The sequence below is a fragment of the Nonomuraea pusilla genome, assembly GCF_900109355.1.
Taxonomy (GTDB): domain Bacteria; phylum Actinomycetota; class Actinomycetes; order Streptosporangiales; family Streptosporangiaceae; genus Nonomuraea; species Nonomuraea pusilla.
The window spans coordinates 190,025-206,595 of sequence record NZ_FOBF01000014.1; the positions used below are offsets into that span (position 1 = coordinate 190,025).

Genomic DNA, 16,571 nt, shown 5'->3' on the forward strand with positions numbered 1-16,571 from the left:
GCGGGCCGGGGAACCCCCATGACAGGCCGGTACGTTCACCCCGTACAGGGAGGAACCGAAGGAGGGTCATGGGCTGGCACTACAGCAAGTCGATCAAACTGGGGCCGTTCCGCATCCACCTGACCAGGCACGGGGTCGGTCACAGCTTCGGCAACCGGAACGTCCACGTGACGACCACGCCCGACGGCCGCCGGCACGTCTCCGTCCGCCTGCCCGGCGGGTTCCACCTCGGCAAGACCTTCGGCGGCCGGCGCCGCCATCACTGAACCCGATATATCGCGGTTTCGAGGTAACCGCTGATCAGCGGAGCCGGTCGGACCGGGCGCGCGGAAAACCCGGTGCGGCCCGGGGAGGCGGCGTCGTACGGTCCTGCCATGACACCTCCTCCCCGCACCCGGCCGCCCTTCACCGCCGACGAGCGCACGCAGCTCGTCGGCTGGCTCGACATGCAGCGCTCCATCGTCCGCTGGAAGTGCGAGGGCCTGTCGGAGGCCGACGCGCACCGCCCGGTGCTGCCGTCCTCGCCGCTCATGACGGCGGCGGGGCTCGTGTCGCACCTGCGGTGGGTGGAGCACTGCTGGTTCGAGGTGCTCTTCCTGGGCGGCAAGGCGGAGGGCCCGCAGTTCGAGGGCCCCGAGGACGCCGACATGATGGTCGAGGGCGTCCCGCTGGCGCGGCTGCTGGAGGAGTACGAGCGGCAGTGCGCCGTCTCCAACGACATCGTCGCCCGCCACTCCCTCGACGACGTCGGCCGCCACCCCGACTTCCGCTCGGCCGCGGCGAACCTGCGCTGGATGCTGCTCCACATGATCGAGGAGACGGCCAGGCACGCGGGCCACCTCGACACGGTGCGCGAACTCCTCGACGGCACGACCGGCTACTACTAGAGCCGCGCCGCCGCCCTACCGATCAGGAGACCTTGAGCACGAGCTCGCCGAGACGCCGACGTCGTCGGCGTCACCGGCATTGCCCATGACGATCGGCCGGCCCATCGGGTTGAGCGCGACGAGCCCGGCACGACGCGCCACCCTGTCCAGCACGAGGAAGGCGGCCCTGCCGGTAGAGGATCTCGGCCGCCGCGAGCGCCTGCCCTCGCGACAGGCACAGCGCCGTCTGAACCGATGCCTGCCCTCGCGGCGGGCATCGGTTCAGGCGGCGGTCCCCTTGGCCGACTCCGCTGCGAGCAGCGCCGCGCCGAGCTGTACGGCGACCAGGGAGCGGAGCGGGATCGGCGTGCCCATCGCTTCGGCTTCGGCCTCGGCGAACCACTCGTCGAAGCGTGCGCCGAGCCGGGCCCGTTCTGCGCGGATGGCGGGCGTCTGGTTGCCCGCACCGAGCTCGGCGTCCAGCATACGCAGACAGGTCCGGGAGTACCTCAGCCGCATGCTGTGCACGAGCTGCCGCTTGCCGACCACCTCGGCCACGGTGGCGGGCCGGTCGGTGCCGGACAGATCTTCCCACTCGCCGATGAACTCGCCGTAGGCGCGGACGAAGTCCTCCAGAGCGCGGCGGAAGGGAGACTGGACGGTCAGGTCGGCGGTCACGGCGGCCAGGGATCGCGCCAGCTCGGCGATCAGGTCGCGTTGTGCCGCGAGGGCGGCCCTGATCGATTCGCCGTACTTCTGGCCGGCGGGAGACTGGTCGGCGACGCGGGGGTCGGCCCAGTAGGGCAGCTCGGTGACCAGGTGCAGGGCGCCGAAGCGGTCGGCGTAGTCGATGCTGCCGCCGCCGATGCCGTAGGCGGCGGCGAGCTTGGCGCCCCTCGGGGTGATGTAGGCGGCGGGACCGATCGGGACGGCGCTCGGCACCTCGGGCGGCCCCATGTGCAGGGGCACGCCCTCGGCGGTCGCGATGGCGGCCAGGCGAGCGGCGAGCGCGGGATCGTCCTTGCTGAGGTAGTAGAACGCGCCCTGGAGCTCGCCGTTGTGCAGCGAGTAGACGAAGGCGGGCCTGACCTCGTCCATCAGGCGCATCAGCGCCTCGGTTTCAGGCAGGGTGCGGTCGAAGAAGTAGTCCTCGCCGGTCAGTGGGAAGGTCCATTCGACCTGGTCGGCCTCGGCGGGACGGTAGAAGTGCTCAGCGTAGGCGCGGCGGTCGCTGGGCCGGGCGTACCAGCCCTCGTTGAGCCGAGCGCCGTCGGGGTCGACGCACGGGATGAGGTGCCAGCGGTAGCCGAACCCCTCGCGCAGACCGGTGTCCTCGACGAGTTGGCGCAGCAGCGCGCTGACGGTGAGCGCGCCGATCGGCTCGTTGGGGTGGGGGCCGCCGATGACCACGGCGTCGTGGGGGCCGGAGCCGATGGTCGCGACGCGCAGCGGCTCGCCGAGGCGAGAGGTGCCGATGCGGCGCAACCGTACGAGGTCGGGGTGGGCGGCGGCGAGGTCGTCGAGCTCGGCATGCATCTGGTCCACCGTGGGGAACGCGGCGTAGTCGGGCACCCGGCTCATGTGGTGGGCGACGTCCATCTTTCAGCCTCCTGATAATCTGAATTATTCTAGTAAATCAGATTACTTTTACGGCGTGCAGGAGATGTCATGCGGCTGACCAGAGCTGAAAGCAAGGCGGCCAACAAGCGCGCGCTGATCGAGGCGGCACGCGAGGTCGTCGGCCGGGACGGCTCCAAGGCGAAGCTGGAGGACATCGCCGACCTGGCCGGTCTGACCACCGGCGCGATCTACTCGCTGTTCGGCGGTAAGAACGATCTGATGGTCGCCATGGTCGACGACTACGTGGGGCCGCTCGACCTGCGCTCGGCCGAGGCCGCCGAGTTCGGCCCGCGGCTGGAGGAGGCCGTGGCCGAGGTCGCCCGCAGGTTCCTGCGCATCTCGGCCGACCCGGAGGCCGCTGGGAAGCTGCTGTTCGAGGCCCGCGTGCTCGACCTCGTGCTCCACGACCCGGAGCTGCTCGGCAAGCTCAACGCCTCGATCAGATCGACCGAGGTCGAGCTCGCCGCGCTGTTCTCGGGCCGCGAGCACGAAGGAGCCGCGGTCACGGACAGGCAGGCGCTGCGCCTGGCCCGCGCGCTGAAGGCCCTGCTGTCCGGGCTCGGGCAGGGCGTCGTGCTCGGTGCACACGACGCCTCCGAGGAGTTCTTCGTGGAGACCGCCCAGGCCCTGATCAGGCCGGCGGTGCTGGGCCCGGCCTAGATCACGGCCGAGGGTTCGTGGGGACCACGGCACTCACGTGCCGGCGGCTGGAAAAGCCGACACCGAGGGCCTGAACGGCCGGGCGAAGAACTCCGCCTTCGATCTCGGCGATCCCACGAACCGCCTCGCCCACGGCCGGGTGACCCGGACCGCTCCGACAGAAACGACAAGATCCCGCCTGATCGCGATGATCAGACGGGATCCCGTCAACTCCAGTCGAGCCGTTTCAAGAACGGCCCCGGTGGAGCTATGGGGATTCGAACCCCAGACCTCCTCCATGCCATGGAGGCGCGCTACCAACTGCGCCATAGCCCCTTGCGATCACCAAGTCTAACGGACTTTCAGGAGTGTTCGCGCCGCGCCGGGGCCGGCGCCGCCTGCGCTCAGGGCGTGACGGTGGTGCGCATGGTCAGGGCGGCCTCGTCGAGGGAGAGCTCGACGGTGACCTCGCCCAGCTCGCCCGTACGGGTGACGTGGGTGCCGCCGCAGGGGATCGACGCCTCGCCCTCCGGCAGCGAGCAGTGCCAGGTGCGGCGGGCGGTCAGGGCGGGGCCGGGCACGTCCACGCGGACGGGCGCGTCGGCCGCCACCCATGCCTTCAGCCGCGCGTTCACCTGCGCGGCGACCCCGGCCGGGTCGAGGTCCTCGGCCGTGAAGCCCTTCTTGCGCAGCGACTTGCCGAGCCGGTAGACGTCGACGCTGCCGTACGGCTCGATGCGCGACGAGGTGATCGCGGTCTGGTCGAAGTCGGGGTGGCCGAGCGCGTCGCGCGCCGCCTCCTTGCGCCAGCGTTCCGCCAGGGCGGCGTTGAGCGCGAGGGCGGCCAGGTGGCAGGCGCTGTGCCCCGCGGACAGCGCGGCCCGGTGGGCGGCGTCGACCTCCAGGTCGACCTCCAGCCCCACCAGGTCGCCGCCGTCGCCGGGCAGGTCGTCGGTGACGTGGACGACGAGCCACTCCCACCCCTCGGTGCCGCGCCGCACCGGGATGTCCTCGCCCGTGAACACCTCGCCGGTTTCTGACTGGGCCCCTGTCACGCAGTCGACGACCGGCAGGCCCGCGATCGTGCCGCGGTCGGCGGGCTGGTCGGGCCAGGTGTGGTCGAGGGGGTGGAACGGGGTTCGCTCGACGACGAGGCCGTGCCGGCCCCCTACCGGCACGGTCCCGACGATCGCGGAGCGGCCGCTGACCAGGCCGCTGGGGAAGGTGACGACGGTGGACTTCACCGGGCCATTCTCTCGTCCTCCAGGTAGCGGTCGCGTCCGGCGTACAGGCCGGTGAGGAGCTGCGCGACCAGCACCCCGAAGATCATCAGGTACGGCAGGCTCCACCCGCCCGTCACCTCGCGCAGCACGCCCACGAGGAGCGGGCCGGCGCCGGCGATCAGGTATCCGGCGCTCTGCCCGAAGGCGGACAGCGCGGCCGTGCTCTCCGGCGTCCTCGCCCGCAGCGCGAGCATGGTCAGCGCCAGCGGGAACGATCCCATGCCGACCGCCACGAAGAACACCCAGACGGGCGCGGACGCGGCGGGCGCCAGCCACAGGCCGAGGAAGCCGACCACGTACGCGGCGACCAGGCCGACGACGACCGGCCGCTGGTCGCGGAAGCGCGCGGCGACCATCGGCACCACGATCGAGACGGGGATGTTCAGCGCCGTGAACACGCCGAGGATCAGCCCGGCCTGCCCGGTGCTGTAGCCGCCGTCCGTGAGGATCGTGGCCAGCCACCCGAACATGATGTACGCGATCATGGACTGCGTGCCGAAGTAGACGGCGATCGTCCAGGCCAGCCTGCTCCTGAGGAGCGTGCGGGGCCCCGCGTCCCGGCGGCCGGTGTCCCGCTCCGGCTCACTGCGCAGGAGCGCAAGCCACGGAATGGCGGCGACGGCGGCCAGGGCCGCCCACACGCCGAGCGCGATGTGCCAGTTGCCCGACGCGCGCTCGATCGGCACGGTCGCGGCGGCGGCGAGCATGGTGCCCGCGGCCAGCGCCGTGGTGTAGACGGTGGTCATGATCCCGGTACGGGCCGGGAAGTGGCGCTTGATCAGCGTCGGGATGAGCACGTTGCCGACGGCTCCGCCGGACAGCGCCACGGCGCTGCTCAGCAGGAACACGGCGGCGGAGTCGACCAGCGACCTGACGAGCATGCCCGCGCCGAGGGTGACGAGCGCGAGCAGGAGCAGCCGGTGCTCGCCGAGGCGCCGCGACAGCGCGGGCGTGACGGCGCCGACCCCGGCGAACGCCAGGACGGGTAGCGTGGTGAGCAGGCCCGTCCCGACGCTCGACATGCCGAGCCCCTGGGCGAGCTGGTCGAGCAGCGGTCCCACGCTGGTCACGGCGGTGCGCAGGTTCAGCGCGGCCAGGACGATTCCCAGCACGAGGAGCCAGGCGAGGGGCGCGGTCCTCGGTCGGGACTCTTGGACGAGCACGCTCATGCGGGGAGGTCCTCCACTCATCAAGTCATGGGATGAATCATGAGACACCACCTTAACAGGAGCAAACTGCCGGGTTATTCCTGACTCATGAGGTATCCGGCGAAAGACCTGATACCGGTCCAGACCTCACGACGAAGCCCCCGCCGGAGCGGGGGCTTCTGCCACGGACTCTCGGGGTCTCGCACCCGCGGCCGCCGCAGGTCCACGTACGCGCCTCACAGCACCGGCCGCGGACCCTCCGGAGGCTCGCCGCCGGGCGGGATCGGGCCGGGAGGCGGCAGCGTCGTGTCCGGACGGTAGTCGCCGCCGCCCACCGTGCCGGGCGGGACCGTGCCGCCCAGACCCTCCGTGGCACCAGGCGTGCCGTACGAGGAGCCGCGCTGGTGCGGACCCGGCACGTCGCCGCGCCAGCCGCCGGTCTCGCCGCCGCGCGACTCGATGAACGCCTTGAAGCGTTCCAGGTCGCCCTTGACGCGCGTGCGGACGATCTGCAGCCAGTCGCCCACCGTCTCCACGAACCCCTCGGGGTCGTACTCCATCTGCAGCGTGACCCTGGTCGTGGCGGCGTCGACGCGGTGGAAGGTCACCACGCCGGCCTGGTGGGGGCGGTCCAGCGAGCGCCAGGCGACCCGCTCGTCCGGGTGCTGCTCGGTGATCTCGGCCTGGAACTCACGCCGCACGCCGGCGATCTCGGTGATCCAGGCGGTGCGGGTGTCGGTGAGCTGCTTGACCGACTCCACGCCCTCCATGAACTCGGGGAAGCTCTCGAACTGCGTCCATTGGTTGTACGCGACTGTGATGGGGACGTTCACGTCCACCGAATGCTCGATCGTGCTCATGGCATCTGCCTCTGCCCGATCGGCACGCGCGTTAACGCCTGCGCCGCAGCCAGTACAGGCCCACGACGGGCAGCACCAGGGGGATGAACAGGTACCCCCTCCCGTACGCCGACCAGACGGTCTCGTCGGGGAAGGCGGCCGGATCGACCAGGCTCGCGGTGCCGATGAGGAGGACGCCCGCCAGCTCCACGCCGAGCGCGGCGAACGCGAGCCGCCTCGCGCCCCGCACCAGCGCCACGGTCAGCACCACGTAGACGAGCGCCGCGAAGGCCGACAGCGTGTACGCGAGCGGCGCCTCGCCGAACCTGGTGGCGATCTGCACGCCCGCCCGCGAGCCCGCCGCCAGCGCGAACAGCCCGTAGACGGCGACCAGCGCCCGCCCGGGCCCCGTGCCGATGCCGTCGCCGCTCACCGGCGGCCGGTCGTCACGGCTCGCCCGCGGCTCGGTGCCGTCACCGCTCACGCCTGGCCCTGCCAGACCTGCAGCAGCCGCGCCGTCATCACCGCGATCGCGAACCCGGCCACCGCCAGGATCGCCGACCCCCACCTGCTGCGCTCGGCCAGGCCGAGGAAGACGCCCGCCGGCGGGATGAGCACCTCGCCCGCGATGTAGCCGAACAGCGTCACCTTGTCCTCGGGCCCCGCCCCGCCCGCCACGGCCGCGATCACGAACCCGGCCTGGACGAGCACGGCGACCTCCAGCAGGGCGAACCCGATCAGGAGGACCATGCCCATGGCGCGGTCGCGGACGGCGGCGATCACGCTGCCCAGCATCAGCACCAGGGCGAGCGTGATGACGATCGTGGCGACGGTGGTGTTCATCGGGGAAAGGCTACCGCCAGGACCCCCCGCCCCCGCTTTCGGCCGCTCACGGCCGTGGAGGACTTCCGGCCGGTCAGGGGCGCGCACGCCTTGCCAGGGGCTCACCAGCCTGGCGGCCGGTCAGGGGCTCGTAGGATCGGAGGCGTGGAGAGGATCCTGGTCAGCGCGTGCCTGATGGGCCGCCGGGTGCGCTACGACGGCGGGGCCAAGACCAGCGGCGACGCCAGGCTCGCCCGCTGGCGCGAAGAAGGCCGGCTGGTGCCGTTCTGCCCCGAGGTGGCGGGCGGGCTGCCCGTCCCGCGGCCGGCCGCCGAGATCGAGCCGGGCGCGAGCGGCGCCGACGTCCTCGCGGGGGCGGCCCGCGTGCTGGCCGCCGACGGCTCCGACGTGACCGCCGAGTTCGTGCGGGGCGCGCGGGCGGCGCTCGACGCCGCCCGCGCGGCCGGCGCCCGGCTGGCGGTGCTGAAGGAGGGCAGCCCGTCCTGCGGCTCCCTGACGATCTACGACGGCACCTTCGGCGGCCGACGGGTCGCGGGCCACGGCGTCACCACGGCGCTGCTGGAGCAGCACGGCATCCGCGTCTTCAGCGAGGACCACCTCGACGACGCCGCCGCCTGCCTGCGCACCCTGGAGCCCGGCCACCCCACCGCCCCATAGGCGCGCGTTCCCTGGAGCCTGGCCACTTCACCGCCCCGTAGGCCCCGCGTTCCCGTGGAGGCCCGGCGGGGCCGCTACCCGCGCGTCCTGGCGTAGAAGGCGGCGGCGAGGCCGGCGGCCAGCAGCGCGCCGATCACATGGTGGTACAGGAGGGTGAGGGGCGTCGTGGTGGCCGCGCCGGAAGCCAGGGCCAGGATGCCGATCAGCACCCCGGCCAGCGCCGCCGCGTGCGTGTAGACCAGACCGTTCCAGGCCCACGGCCGCCGGGCGAGCGCGCCGTACCCGCCGGCCAGCACGGCCGCGCCGCACAGCGTCTCCGCCACGGCGGCAGGGACGATCACGGGCTCCCCCAGCCCGCGGAAGGCGACCCCCGCGTGCGCCAGCGCGGCGACGAGGAAGGCCACGGCGTAGGCCGCCGAGAGCCCGCCCAGAACTCCGCGCAGCACCTCCCACCGGGTGTCCCACCGTGATCCCCACCGTGATTCCCACCGCCCTCTCCACCGTGCACCCCGCCGGGCCCTCCCCTGGGCCTCCCGCTGGGCGTCCTGGTGCGCGTCCTGCCCTCCGTCCATGGGACAAGGCTGGCAGCGGCGCCGCGCCCCGGGCATCGTCCGGAGGGAGACGTCCCCACTACGCCCGCCGGGGTAGCGGGACCGCCCCCGCGAGCGGGGCGCGCCGGGCCCGCGCGGGCGGAGGACGGCCGGGTCCTAGGATCGGACGCCGGGGGTGGCGGGATGTTGCGGTCGTTCTTCAGGACCGAGGCCGGGAGCACGACGGTGCTGCTCGCCGGCACGGTCCTCGCCCTGGTCTGGGCGAACTCGCCCTGGGGGCACACCTACGAGGCGTTCTGGCACATCCCGATGGGGTTGTCCTTCGGCGACGCCCGCTTCTCGCTCGACCTGCGCCACTGGGTGAACGACGGCCTCATGACCGTCTTCTTCTTCGTCATCGGCCTGGAGGTGTCGTACGAGGTGCGGCTCGGGCAGCTGCGCGACCGGCGGCTCATCGCGGTCCCGGCCGTGGCGGCGTTCGGCGGGATGCTCGTGCCCGCCGGGCTCTACCTGGCGCTCAACCTCGGCGGCCCCGGCGCGGGAGGCTGGGGCGTGCCCATCGCCACGGACACCGCGTTCGTGCTGGGCGTGCTCGCGATCGTCGGGGCGCGCTGCCCCGACCCGCTGCGGGCGTTCCTGCTCACCCTGGCCATCGTCGACGACATCCTGGCGATCATCATCATCGCCGTCTTCTACACCTCCGAGCTGGAGGTGCCCGCGCTGGTCACCGCCGCCGCGCTGCTGGCCGCGATCGCGACCCTGCGGTGGCTGCGCATCTGGCGGGCGCCGGCGTACATCGTGCTCGGGTTCGCCCTGTGGGTGGCGACGCTGGAGAGCGGCATCCACCCGACGCTGGTCGGCATCGCCCTCGGCGTCCTGGTCTTCGTGTACGCCCCCAGCGACCAGAAGCTGCTGCTCGCGGGCGAGGCCGTGCAGGGGTTCACGACGGAGCCGAGCGCGCGGGCGGCCAGGGAGGCGGCGCGGCGCGTCAGGATGGCGGTCTCGGTGAACGAGCGGCTCCAGCTCCGGCTGCACCCGTGGAGCAGCTACGTGATCGTGCCGCTGTTCGCGCTGGCCAACGCGGGCGTGCGGCTCGACGCCGAGGCGGTGCGGGCCGCGCTCACCTCCCCGATCTCGATCGGCGTGGCCGTGGGGCTGGTGGCGGGGAAGTTCGCCGGCATCTCGATCGGCACGTGGCTGCCGCTGCGGCTCGGGTGGGGCGTGCTGCCGGGCAACCTCGTGTGGGGCCAGCTCCTGGGCGGGGCGGCGGTGTCGGGCATCGGCTTCACGGTGGCGCTGTTCATCGTGGACCTCGCCTTCGACGACCCGTCCGTCCAGAGCCAGGCCAAGATCGGGATCCTGGCGGGGTCGCTGCTGTCGGCGGTGCTGGGCTGGATCGTCTTCCGGCTGGCCTGGGACCGCGGCGGCGTCTGCGCGCCGCCGGAGGCCGAGCCCGAGGAGGAGCTGCCCGAGGCGCTGGCGGCGCCCGTCGGCCCTGACGACCACGTCAGGGGCCCCGCCGACGCCCCGATCACGATCGTCGAGTACGGCGACTTCGAGTGCCCGTACTGCGGCAGGCTGCACCCCGTGCTGGACGAGCTGCTGCGGCGCAACCCGGACGTGCGGCTGGTCTTCCGGCACTTCCCGCTGCGGACCCTGCATCCGCGGGCCGCGTCCGCCGCGATCGTCGCCGAATCCGCCGCCGACCGCGGCAGGTTCTGGGACATGCACGACGTCCTGTACGACAACCAGCGCTTCCTCACGGACCGCGACCTGGAGCGTTACGCGGCGGAACTCGACGTGGACCCCTGGGGCGACGTGCCCGCGCACGTGTCGCGGATCGCCGAGGACGAGGAGTCGGGCCGCGCCGGCGGCGTCCGCGGCACCCCCACCCTCTTCCTCAACGGTGTCCGCTACCAGGGCCCCCTGGACCTCGACTCGATCGACCGGGCTCTGGCAGCCCTCCGACCGTCCGGGTGACGCGCCGGGGCCTCGGGCTCCGGCTTCTGTGAGGTGTCGCACCGCTCCCTCCTCGGGCCGAGTGATGTAAAGAATACTAGACACGATGTCTGCCGTTCTTTACATTGAAGGCATGTCGTTCGAAGAGAAGCTCGCGTGGAACATGGCGGTCGTCTCGGCCGTCGCCTACGTGACGTACCTCGTCCTCCTCCTGGGCAAGGCGGGCGGCGGCCCGCTGGCCGACGTGCCGTACGCGGCCACCATGCTGTGGACCATCGGCTCCGCCGTCGTCGTCACGATCGTGCTGCGCGTCGTCGTCGCGGCCCTCGCCCCCGAGGACGCCGACCGGAAGGACCAGCGCGACCGGGAGATCAGCCGGTTCGGCGAGCACATGGGCCAGTCGTTCGTCGTCACCGGGGCCGTCGCGGCCCTCGGCATGGCGATGGCCGGCGTGGACCAGTTCTGGATCGCCAACGTGCTCTACCTGGCGTTCGTCCTGTCCGCGGTCACCGGGTCCGTCGCGAAGATCGTCGCCTACCGCCGGGGCTTCTGGCCGTGGTGAAGCCGACCCGGGTCACCAACTCGATCCGCGCCCTCCGCTTCGCCCACGGCGAGATGACCCAGGCGGAGCTGGCCCGCCGCGTCGGCGTCACGCGGCAGACCGTCATCGCCATCGAGCAGGGCCGCTACTCGCCGTCCCTGGAGATGGCCTTCCAGATCGCGCGGGTGTTCGGCGTCCCGCTCGACGACGTCTTCCACTACCCCGACAACGCGGAGGAGACCCCGTGAAAGCGATCGTCCAGGACAGCTACGGGCCGGCCGACGTGCTGCGGCTCAGGGACATCGACCAGCCGGCGCCGGGAGAAGGCGAGGTCCTCGTGCGGGTGCACGCGGCGGGCGTCGACGCCGGCGTGGTCCACCTCATGACGGGGAAGCCGTACCTGCTGCGGCTGTTCGGCTTCGGGCTCCGCGCGCCCAAGATCAAGGTGCGGGGCGCGGACGTGGCGGGGCGCGTGGAGGCGGTCGGGCGCGGCGTCACCCGCTTCCGCCCCGGGGACGAGGTGTTCGGCACCTGCGTCGGCGCCTTCGCCGAGTACGCCCGCGCCCGGCAGGACGACCTGGCGCACAAGCCCGCCGGCCTCACCTTCGAGCAGGCGGCGGCCGTGCCGGTGTCCGGGCGCACCGCCCTGCAGGGCCTGCGCGACCTGGGACGGGTCCGGGCAGGGCAGCAGGTGCTGGTCACCGGCGCCGGGGGCGGGGTGGGCACGTTCGCGGTGCAGCTGGCCAGGGCGTTCGGCGCCGAGGTCACAGCGGTGTGCGGCCCCGGCAAGGCGGACCTGGTCCGCTCGATCGGCGCCGACCACGTCGTCGACTACACCCGCGAGGACTTCACCGACCGGCGCCACCGCTACGACCTCATCCTCGACATCGCCGGCAACCGCCCGCTGTCGCGCCTGCGGCGCGCCCTCACGCCCCGCGGCACCCTCGTCATCATGGGCGGCGAGGAGGGCGGGCGCTGGATCGGCGGCGTGGACCGTCAGCTTCGCGCGATGCTGCTGTCGCCGCTCGTCCGTCACCGGCTGCGCGTGCTGCTGCTGAAGCCGCGCGAGGAGGACCTGCGCCTGCTGGCGGAACTGATCGAAGCCGGCCGGCTCACGCCCGTCATCGGCGCGACGTACCCGCTGGAGGAGGCCCCGGAGGCCGTCCGGTACGTCGCCGGGGGCCACGCGACGGGCAAGGCCGTCGTCGTCGGGACGCCGGGCCGCCCGCCGTCCGGGGAGTGACCTTTCCCCGGGGGGACGTCACGCCTCGACGCTAAGGTGGCCAGGAGGTCTGCGGAATCTCGGGTGTCCCGGCACCGGTCCCCGCCAGATCCCTCCGTCTCCTAGCCAGGGAATGGACCACCTCCACATGAACGACTCCTCCATCCTCATCACCGCCGTGCTCGGTCTCGGCGCCTCGGGCGTCCTGCTGCTCGTGGGGATCGTCCTGACGGCCATGGCCAGACGGCACAGGGGCCGCGCGGCCGTCCTCGGGCTGATCGGCTGCGTCGTGCTCCTGCTGGGCACGCTGTTCAACGTCCTGCGCAACTTCGCGACCGACCTGATCCTCGAACTGTTCGGGACCAGGTCGCTGGGAACGGTCTTCTCCATCCAGAACCTGATCTCGACCTTCTTCGAGATCGTCGGCACCGGCCTGCTGATCTGGGGCGTGGCCGCGCGCAGCACCGGCCGTGAGGCCGGGCAGCAGCCGCTGCCCCAGGGCCGGCAGCCGCAGCCCGCACCCCACCAGCCGTGGCCCCAGCCGGGCCCCGCTCCCCTGCCGGACTGGCAGCAGCCCGCACCCCACCAGCCGGGCGCCCACCAGCCCGGTCCCCAGCAGATGGGCCCGCAGCAGTCCGGACAGCAGCAGCCGGGGTGGCAGACCCCGGGCGGGCAGCCGCCGCAGGGCTACTGAGCGAGGTACTCCCGCCAGGTGATCGTCCCGGTCGGCCGGGCGGCGGTCACCAGGTGCCCGGCGCGGAAGGCCCGCCCCAGCGGGCCGGGCAGTCGCACGCGCAGCACCGGCCGGCGCCTCCCCCGTGCCCGCAGCCACGTCTCGGCGGCCTCGCCCAGCGTCAGCACCTCCGGCCCGCCGAACTCCTCCACCGTCCGCGACGGGCCGAGCCGCAGCAGCCCCTCCAGGCGGGCGGCCACGTCGCGGACGTCCACCGGCTGGGCCGGGATCGCCGGGTCCACCACCAGGAAGCCGGGCCTGGCGAGCGCGGCGAGCCCCTGCTCCACGAACCCGTGGAACTGGGTCGCCCGCAGGATCGTCCACGGCACCCCGCCCGCCCTGACCACCTCCTCGCCGCGCAGCTTGACCCTGTAGTAGCCCCACGGCACCCGGTCGGCGCCGACGATCGAGACGTACAGGACGTGCCCCACCCCGGCCTCCCGCGCGGCGCGCAGCAGCCCGCGCGTGCCGTCGATCTCGACCTGTGCCGTGTAGCGCCCCTTGTACGGTGCCGACGCGAGGTGGACGACGGCGTCCACGCCGTCCACGGCCTCGGCGACGCCGCGCCCGCTGACGAGGTCGGCGACGACCCAGCGCACCGGCCCGCCCGCGTTCCTGGCGGCGCGGCTGGCGGCCCGCACCTCGTACCCCTGTCCGGCGAGTACGTCCACGACGGCCCTGCCGAGCCGTCCGCTTGCTCCTGTCACGAGTACGCGTGTCATGCGTTCTGGACGAGCCGGACCGGGAAGGTGTGACAATGACCAGATTGATCCTTTGCCTCCGGCAGCGCGAGGAGACCATGCCCCCCGAGCACATGTCCCACGAGCAGCAGCCGCCCGACCCCGACCGGACGGTCCAGCGCCGCCTGCCGCGGCCCGCCCCTCCCCCGATGGGGAACCCGCTGGAGCAGTCCACGCGGCGCCTGCCGTACACGCCGGACATGCTGCCCGACGTCCCGCACTACGTGGCCAAGCCGCCCAGGTCCGCCTGGTGGTGGACGGTGCTCGTGGGCGGCCTGGTGCTCCTCATCGGGGCCCTCGCGGTGGGCGTCGTCCTGTGGGTGCGCGGCAACGCGTGACGTCCGGCGCCGCTACCGGGGGCGACCTCTGACGTCCGGCGCCGCTACCGGGGCGGCGGCTCCGCCGGGGCGCCGGTTCGACGTCGGACCCCGCCGGCGGCGGCCGCCGAGGCCAGCACCGGCACGGCGGCCGCGGCGAAGCACAGCGGCAGCGCCAGCCACCCCGCGAGCAGCCCCGAGCCGGCGTTCCCCGCGGAGACGCCGGTGTTCAGCGCGGTGTTGACCCATGCCCCCGCCTGGGTCCTGTGCTCCTCCCCCGCCGCCTCGTCGGCCAGCAGGTACCCCGTGGTCAGCAGCGGCGAGACGAACACGCCCGCGGCGAACACCGCCGCCGCCATCGCCGCACCGCCCGGCGCGAGCCCGGCCAGGGCCACGGCAAGGCCGAGCCCCGCGGCGAGGAGCGCCAGCCGCACCCGCAGCGGCGACCTCCAGGGGACGGCGGCGTAGAGCAGGCCGCCGAGCGCGCTCCCCGCCGCCTGCGCGGCCTCCAGCCACGGCACCAGCGCGGTCTGGCCGCGCTGCCCGGCGAACGCCACCAGGAGCAGGCTCACCGCGCCCAGGCACAGCCCGGCCGCCGCCGTCACCGTCACCGTCATGGGCAGCGGGCCGCGCCGCCACCAGCCTCCCGGCCGCTCGTTCCGTGGACCCCGCCTGGTGGCCTCGCGGGAGGCGTCCATCGCCCGTACGGCGGGGCTGGACGCGAAGGCGACCGTCCCCGTCAGCACGAGCACGGCGCTCGCCGCCACGCCCGCGCCCGGCGACACCAGCAGGAACAGCCCCGCCAGCAGCGGCCCGGTGACGAAGATGAGCTCCTCCATGACCGCGTCGAGGCCGTAGGCGCGCTGGAGCGCCTCGGGGCCTGGAGCGAGATGGCCCCACAGCGCCCGCATGGTCGGCCCGAGGGGCGGCGCGCACGCCCCCGCCGCCCCGGCCAGGGCGCACAGCGGCACGGCGTCCGCGCCCGGCCGCCACACCGCGACGGCCAGGCAGCCCAGCAGCAGCGCGTACGCGGCGGCCATCGGCGGCAGCGCCCTGCGGGCGCCGTACCGGTCGATCAGGGCGGCCCGCAGCGGCGACAGCGTCGAGACGCACAGCCCGAACAGCGCCATGGCCGTGCCCGCGACGGCGTACGAGCCGCTCGCGCCGGCGACGCCGAGCGTCAGGGACAGGAAGACGGTCCCGTAGGACAGGCGGCCCAGCAGGGCCGCGGAGAAGGCGCGGAAGGTCCCGCGCACGCGCAGCAGCGCGACAGGGAGGACAAGGAAGTGTTCCTAGCGTGGAGAGGCGGCCCGCACGCAGGCGGAGGCCGCGGTGCCTGGAGGGAGGATCGACGTCAGGCACCGGTCTACGCACAGAGGTGGAACACGCCCCAGACGCTAGCAGATCTCCACGGACGGGTTGGCCGGGTCGTCGCGCAGGGTTGGCCCGGTGGTCGATCGGGCGTCATGAGGTGGTGAGCCGGATCTGCCGACAATCGGGCATGCGTACCACCCTCATCGCCGCGGCCCTCGCCGCGGTGTCCCTGGCCGTCACCGCGCCGGCCGCCGCCGCGACGCCCTCCCCCGCCGGTGACGGGCGCGCCGTCACGTTCGCGCTGATCGGCGACACCCCGTACGGCGACGCCCAGCAGGCCGCGTTCCCCTCACTGGTCGCCGCGATCGACGCCGAGCCAGGCGTGCGCTTCGTGCTGCACGCGGGCGACGTCAAGAACGGCTCGTCCACGTGTGACGACGCCAGGTTCGCGGCGCTGGCCGAGCTGTTCGGCACCTTCGACGACCCGTTCGTCCTGACGCCGGGCGACAACGAGTGGACCGACTGCCACCGCACGGCCGCGGGCGGCTACCTGCCGACCGAGCGGCTCGACGCGGTCAGGCGGGTGTTCTACCCGGTGGCCGGGCGCACGCTGGGCGCGCACCCGATGGGCGTGCGCACCCAGGCCCGCGACCCGCGGCACCGCGACTACCGCGAGAACGTGCTGTTCACCCGGTCGGGCGTGCTGTTCGCGACCGTGCACGTCGTCGGCAGCGAGAACGACCTCGAACCGTGGGGCCAGCTCCCCGGCGGCGACCGCCCGGCCGAGCGCCGGGCGGAGTTCGAGGCGCGCGAGTCGGCGGCCCTTGACTGGATCGACGCCGCGTTCGACACGGCGGAGCGGGCGCAGGCGCCGGGCGTGCTGCTCATGATGCAGGCCGAGCCGACGGCCACGCCGGGGTACGCGCGCATCAGGGCCGAGCTGGCCGAGCGGGCCCGCGCGTACGGCAAGCCGGTGCTGCTCGTCCACGGCGACGAGCACCGCTACGAGGTGGAGCCGGGCTACGCGGGCGTGCCGAACCTGACGAGGCTGGAGACGTTCGGCGCGACGGCGAGCGAGTGGCTGCGCGTGACGGCCGACCCGGCGTCGCCGGGCGTGTTCTCGTGGGAGCCCAGGACCGTACCGGCCTCCTGACAGAACGAGAGCGGCGGCGCCCTCATGGACGCCGCCGCTCTCGTGATCGCAGGTGGAGCTATGGGGATTCGAACCCCAGACCTCCTCCATGCCATGGAGGCGCGCTACCAACTGCGCTATAGCCCCTGGTCACCGCTGCGGGTCAG

The 16,571-nt window shown here is 73.4% G+C and carries 20 protein-coding genes and 2 tRNA genes; 11 read left to right on the forward strand and 11 right to left on the reverse strand.

All coding sequences use genetic code 11. The features are described from left to right. Positions 1–68 precede the first annotated feature (68 nt). Both BMX74_RS27100 and BMX74_RS27105 read left to right on the forward strand, forming a co-directional pair. The gene (locus tag BMX74_RS27100) at positions 69–266 is read left to right on the forward strand and encodes a DUF4236 domain-containing protein (protein ID WP_055506236.1); all 198 of its coding nucleotides are present in this window, start codon (positions 69–71) and stop codon (positions 264–266) included. Positions 267–374: 108 nt separating this feature from the next. Further along, a complete protein-coding gene (locus tag BMX74_RS27105; protein ID WP_055506237.1) occupies positions 375–887 on the forward strand; it encodes a DinB family protein in 513 nt (170 codons plus the stop codon). A 261-nt stretch (positions 888–1,148) separates the two neighbouring features. Here BMX74_RS27105 and BMX74_RS27110 read toward each other — a convergent pair whose 3' ends face one another. Beyond that, positions 1,149–2,465, reverse strand: coding sequence for a M14 family zinc carboxypeptidase (locus BMX74_RS27110; protein ID WP_055506238.1), 1,317 nt, complete (start codon positions 2,463–2,465; stop codon positions 1,149–1,151). Between the two features lie 69 nt (positions 2,466–2,534). On the opposite strand from BMX74_RS27110, the gene BMX74_RS27115 reads away from it, so the two are divergent. Then, positions 2,535–3,146: a TetR/AcrR family transcriptional regulator gene (locus tag BMX74_RS27115; protein ID WP_055506239.1), complete on the forward strand. Its 612-nt coding sequence runs from the start codon at positions 2,535–2,537 to the stop codon at positions 3,144–3,146. 242 nt (positions 3,147–3,388) lie between these two features. Here the strand turns inward: BMX74_RS27115 and BMX74_RS27120 are convergent. From BMX74_RS27120 to BMX74_RS27145, 6 genes are all read right to left on the reverse strand, one after another. Then, positions 3,389–3,461: transfer RNA gene (locus BMX74_RS27120), tRNA-Ala, on the reverse strand. Positions 3,462–3,529: 68 nt separating this feature from the next. Beyond that, positions 3,530–4,369 carry an alanyl-tRNA editing protein gene (locus BMX74_RS27125; protein WP_055506240.1) on the reverse strand — a complete coding sequence of 280 codons (840 nt, stop codon included), beginning with the start codon at positions 4,367–4,369 and terminating at the stop codon, positions 3,530–3,532. After that, positions 4,366–5,577, reverse strand: coding sequence for a CynX/NimT family MFS transporter (locus BMX74_RS27130; protein WP_091103548.1), 1,212 nt, complete (start codon positions 5,575–5,577; stop codon positions 4,366–4,368). The genes BMX74_RS27125 and BMX74_RS27130 overlap by 4 nt, the downstream gene beginning before the upstream one ends. Before the next feature lie 215 nt (positions 5,578–5,792). Further along, positions 5,793–6,416: an SRPBCC family protein gene (locus tag BMX74_RS27135; RefSeq protein WP_055506242.1), complete on the reverse strand. Its 624-nt coding sequence runs from the start codon at positions 6,414–6,416 to the stop codon at positions 5,793–5,795. Positions 6,417–6,447: 31 nt separating this feature from the next. Next, entirely contained in the window at positions 6,448–6,828 is a 381-nt protein-coding gene (locus BMX74_RS27140) for a hypothetical protein (RefSeq protein WP_055506376.1), read from the reverse strand. A 47-nt stretch (positions 6,829–6,875) separates the two neighbouring features. Next, positions 6,876–7,238, reverse strand: coding sequence for a hypothetical protein (locus BMX74_RS27145; RefSeq protein ID WP_055506243.1), 363 nt, complete (start codon positions 7,236–7,238; stop codon positions 6,876–6,878). Between the two features lie 144 nt (positions 7,239–7,382). Between BMX74_RS27145 and BMX74_RS27150 the strand changes: the two genes are divergently transcribed. After that, positions 7,383–7,895, forward strand: coding sequence for a 2-thiouracil desulfurase family protein (locus BMX74_RS27150; protein WP_055506244.1), 513 nt, complete (start codon positions 7,383–7,385; stop codon positions 7,893–7,895). A gap of 74 nt (positions 7,896–7,969) precedes the next feature. On the opposite strand, the gene BMX74_RS27155 is transcribed toward BMX74_RS27150, so the two are convergent. Then, positions 7,970–8,341, reverse strand: coding sequence for a hypothetical protein (locus tag BMX74_RS27155; protein WP_055506245.1), 372 nt, complete (start codon positions 8,339–8,341; stop codon positions 7,970–7,972). Positions 8,342–8,629: 288 nt separating this feature from the next. On the opposite strand from BMX74_RS27155, the gene nhaA reads away from it, so the two are divergent. The 5 genes from nhaA to BMX74_RS27180 all read left to right on the forward strand — a co-directional run bounded on the left by nhaA (position 8,630) and on the right by BMX74_RS27180 (position 12,862). After that, positions 8,630–10,426, forward strand: coding sequence for a Na+/H+ antiporter NhaA (gene nhaA, locus BMX74_RS27160; protein ID WP_055506246.1), 1,797 nt, complete (start codon positions 8,630–8,632; stop codon positions 10,424–10,426). Positions 10,427–10,538: 112 nt separating this feature from the next. Next, entirely contained in the window at positions 10,539–10,967 is a 429-nt protein-coding gene (locus BMX74_RS27165) for a hypothetical protein (RefSeq protein ID WP_055506247.1), read from the forward strand. Next, the gene (locus tag BMX74_RS27170) at positions 10,961–11,194 is read left to right on the forward strand and encodes a helix-turn-helix transcriptional regulator (RefSeq protein WP_055506248.1); all 234 of its coding nucleotides are present in this window, start codon (positions 10,961–10,963) and stop codon (positions 11,192–11,194) included. The genes BMX74_RS27165 and BMX74_RS27170 overlap by 7 nt, the downstream gene beginning before the upstream one ends. After that, complete coding sequence (locus tag BMX74_RS27175; RefSeq protein WP_091103550.1) at positions 11,191–12,189, forward strand: NAD(P)-dependent alcohol dehydrogenase; 999 nt, start codon at positions 11,191–11,193, stop codon at positions 12,187–12,189. Before BMX74_RS27170 ends, BMX74_RS27175 begins: the two co-directional genes overlap by 4 nt. A 127-nt stretch (positions 12,190–12,316) precedes the next feature. Then, on the forward strand, positions 12,317–12,862 hold the full coding sequence (locus tag BMX74_RS27180; protein ID WP_055506250.1) for a G protein-coupled receptor family protein: 546 nt from the start codon (positions 12,317–12,319) through the stop codon (positions 12,860–12,862). Here BMX74_RS27180 and BMX74_RS27185 read toward each other — a convergent pair. Then, positions 12,856–13,623, reverse strand: a complete 768-nt coding sequence (locus BMX74_RS27185) for an SDR family oxidoreductase (protein ID WP_091103552.1) — start codon at positions 13,621–13,623, stop codon at positions 12,856–12,858. The genes BMX74_RS27180 and BMX74_RS27185 overlap by 7 nt on opposite strands. Positions 13,624–13,658: 35 nt before the next feature. Between BMX74_RS27185 and BMX74_RS27190 the strand changes: the two genes are divergently transcribed. Beyond that, positions 13,659–13,979 carry a hypothetical protein gene (locus tag BMX74_RS27190; protein WP_143078776.1) on the forward strand — a complete coding sequence of 107 codons (321 nt, stop codon included), beginning with the start codon at positions 13,659–13,661 and terminating at the stop codon, positions 13,977–13,979. Between the two features lie 44 nt (positions 13,980–14,023). Here the strand turns inward: BMX74_RS27190 and BMX74_RS27195 are convergent, their stop codons facing one another. After that, the gene (locus BMX74_RS27195) at positions 14,024–15,214 is read right to left on the reverse strand and encodes an MFS transporter (protein WP_218154072.1); all 1,191 of its coding nucleotides are present in this window, start codon (positions 15,212–15,214) and stop codon (positions 14,024–14,026) included. A gap of 245 nt (positions 15,215–15,459) precedes the next feature. Between BMX74_RS27195 and BMX74_RS27200 the strand changes: the two genes are divergently transcribed. Continuing rightward, positions 15,460–16,425, forward strand: a complete 966-nt coding sequence (locus tag BMX74_RS27200) for a metallophosphoesterase (protein ID WP_091103558.1) — start codon at positions 15,460–15,462, stop codon at positions 16,423–16,425. 53 nt (positions 16,426–16,478) lie between these two features. Here BMX74_RS27200 and BMX74_RS27205 read toward each other — a convergent pair. Continuing rightward, a tRNA-Ala gene (locus tag BMX74_RS27205) sits at positions 16,479–16,551 on the reverse strand. Positions 16,552–16,571: the final 20 nt, after the last annotated feature.

What these genes read in the sequence shown, in the direction of transcription:
- BMX74_RS27130 (WP_091103548.1), bottom strand. Translation starts at nt 5,577, where the DNA reads ATGAGCGTGCTCGTCCAAGAGTCCCGACCGAGGACCGCGCCCCTCGCC.
- BMX74_RS27110 (WP_055506238.1), bottom strand. Translation starts at nt 2,465, where the DNA reads ATGGACGTCGCCCACCACATGAGCCGGGTGCCCGACTACGCCGCGTTC.
- BMX74_RS27115 (WP_055506239.1), top strand. Translation starts at nt 2,535, where the DNA reads ATGCGGCTGACCAGAGCTGAAAGCAAGGCGGCCAACAAGCGCGCGCTG.
- BMX74_RS27135 (WP_055506242.1), bottom strand. Translation starts at nt 6,416, where the DNA reads ATGAGCACGATCGAGCATTCGGTGGACGTGAACGTCCCCATCACAGTC.
- BMX74_RS27105 (WP_055506237.1), top strand. Translation starts at nt 375, where the DNA reads ATGACACCTCCTCCCCGCACCCGGCCGCCCTTCACCGCCGACGAGCGC.
- BMX74_RS27165 (WP_055506247.1), top strand. Translation starts at nt 10,539, where the DNA reads ATGTCGTTCGAAGAGAAGCTCGCGTGGAACATGGCGGTCGTCTCGGCC.
- BMX74_RS27190 (WP_143078776.1), top strand. Translation starts at nt 13,659, where the DNA reads ATGACCAGATTGATCCTTTGCCTCCGGCAGCGCGAGGAGACCATGCCC.
- BMX74_RS27145 (WP_055506243.1), bottom strand. Translation starts at nt 7,238, where the DNA reads ATGAACACCACCGTCGCCACGATCGTCATCACGCTCGCCCTGGTGCTG.
- BMX74_RS27185 (WP_091103552.1), bottom strand. Translation starts at nt 13,623, where the DNA reads ATGACACGCGTACTCGTGACAGGAGCAAGCGGACGGCTCGGCAGGGCC.
- BMX74_RS27100 (WP_055506236.1), top strand. Translation starts at nt 69, where the DNA reads ATGGGCTGGCACTACAGCAAGTCGATCAAACTGGGGCCGTTCCGCATC.
- BMX74_RS27200 (WP_091103558.1), top strand. Translation starts at nt 15,460, where the DNA reads ATGCGTACCACCCTCATCGCCGCGGCCCTCGCCGCGGTGTCCCTGGCC.
- nhaA (WP_055506246.1), top strand. Translation starts at nt 8,630, where the DNA reads ATGTTGCGGTCGTTCTTCAGGACCGAGGCCGGGAGCACGACGGTGCTG.
- BMX74_RS27180 (WP_055506250.1), top strand. Translation starts at nt 12,317, where the DNA reads ATGAACGACTCCTCCATCCTCATCACCGCCGTGCTCGGTCTCGGCGCC.